At 74.9% G+C, this 1,930-nt stretch carries 2 protein-coding genes; both read right to left on the reverse strand.

The genetic code is table 11. The features are described from left to right. Nucleotides 1-807: family 1 glycosylhydrolase (locus AB0O00_RS37445; RefSeq protein ID WP_363659158.1), on the reverse strand; the 807-nt coding region annotated here is incomplete at its 3' end. Between the two features lie 29 nt (nucleotides 808-836). Beyond that, nucleotides 837-1,930, reverse strand: a 1,094-nt coding sequence (locus AB0O00_RS37450; RefSeq protein WP_363659159.1) for an acetylxylan esterase, incomplete at its 5' end; no start/stop codon positions are given.

Below are 1,930 nucleotides of genomic sequence, written 5' to 3' on the forward strand. Positions count from 1 at the left end.
CCAGGTCACGGCCTCGTGGGCGGGGTAGCCACCCGCGAACAGCGGCAAGCTCCAGACCTCGTTGTGCAGGACCACGGCGCGGCGCAGCGCGGCGAGGTCCTCGGGCCGGTCGGAGGCGGGGTGGAGGCGGTCGAGGTTGAGCGCGATCCCGACCTCCCGGGCTCCCGCCGCGCGGAGCGCCTGGACGGCGAGCCCGTGGCCGACGAGGAGGTGGTGGGCGGCCGCCAGTGCCCCGCGGCCCTCCCGGGCGCCGGGGGCGTGCCGGCCCTCGGCGTAGCCGACGAAGGCGGAGCAGAAGGGCTCGTTGAGGGTGATCCAGCGCTCGACCCGGTCCCCGTAGCGTTCGGCGGCGAGGGCCGCGTACTCGGCGAACGCCTCGGCGGTCTCCCGGACGCGCCAGCCGCCACGGTCTTCCAGGGCCTGTGGCAGGTCCCAGTGGTACAGGGTGGCGGCGGGCGCGATCCCGGCGGCGAGCAGTTCGTCGATCAGGCGGTCGTAGAAGTCCAGGCCCTTGGCGTTGGCCGGGCCGGTGCCGCCGGGGACGAGGCGGGGCCAGGCGATCGAGAAGCGGTAGCCGTCGACGCCGAGCTCCCGGAGCAGGGCGACGTCCTCGGGGTAGCGGTGGTAGTGGTCGCAGGCGGTGTCGCCGGTGGCACCGCCGAGGGTGCGGCCCGGGGTGTGGCTGAAGGTGTCCCAGACGGACGGGCCGCGGCCGTCCTCGTCGTGGGCGCCTTCGATCTGGTAGGCGGCGGTGGCGGCGCCGAAGCGGAATCCGGCGGGCAGGTCGGGGAAGGCCGGGGAGGTCACGGGTGTCCCGGCGCCGGAGGGCGCGGCGCTCACAGCTGCGGCGCCAGCCCGCGCTCGCGCAGCCAGGCCAGCTGGACGGGCGGGTTGGAGCCGCAGCCGCCGGCGTGGTCGGCGAACGGCCACACCGTCATGGTGCGGTCCTCGCCCGCGTAGTGGTTGAAGGCGGCGTAGACCGTCCGGGGCGGGCAGATCGGGTCCATCAGGCCGACGCTGAACAGGGCCGGAGCGGTGGCCCGCTGGGCGAAGTTGACGCCGTCGAAGTAGGCGAGGGTGGCGAAGGCCGGCTGCACGCGCTCCCGACTGTGCCAGCGCAGGTAGTTGACGATCTCCTGGTAGGGGCCGTCCAGGCAGGTCTGCGCGCCCTCGCGGTAGTGACACAGGAACGGGACGTCCGGCATCACCGCGGCCACCGCGTCCCCGGCGAGCCCGGCCACGGCGAGGGACAGGCCGCCGCCCTGGCTGCCGCCGGCCACGACGATCCGGCCGGCGTCGAGACCGGGCAGCTGCGCGACGGCGTCCACGGCGCGCACGCAGTCGGTCATCAGCCGCCGGTAGTAGTAGTTCTCGGGCGAGTCGATGCCCTTGGTCATGAAGCCCCCGACCCACTGGGTGCCGTCGCCCATGCCGTGGTCCGGGGTGTCGTGGCCCTGGCCCCGGCTGTCGACGACGAGCTGGGCGTAGCCGGCGGCGGACCAGAACAGGTGCTCGGTGGGCAGCCCGCGGCCGCCGCTGTATCCCATGTAGGTGACGACGACGGGCAGCGGGCCTTCCGCGCCGCGCGGGCGCAGCAGCCAGGCGGCCACCGGCTCGCCGTTCCAGCCGGGGAAGCGCACGTCGTCGACCTCGACGGTGCGCAGTCCGTACTGCGCGGTGACGCGTTCGGCCTTGACCGCCCCGCCGTGCGAGCGGGCCTCGGCGAGGGTGCGCTGCCAGAACTCGTCGAAGTCCTGCGGGGCGGTCGACTCGGGCCGGTAGCCGGCGAGTTCGTCGGCACCGAAGTCGGGGACGGGCATGGGGGATTCCTCCGGGTGCTGCGAGTTCGAGGTCAGGTGGTGGGGTGCGAGCAGTGACATGCGGGCCGCCTCCGGGCGGCTGGTGACGTCGGGTCGGCGCCCGTGTGGCG

Source organism: Kitasatospora sp. NPDC093558 (assembly GCF_040683475.1).
In the GTDB taxonomy this organism is placed as follows: domain Bacteria; phylum Actinomycetota; class Actinomycetes; order Streptomycetales; family Streptomycetaceae; genus Kitasatospora.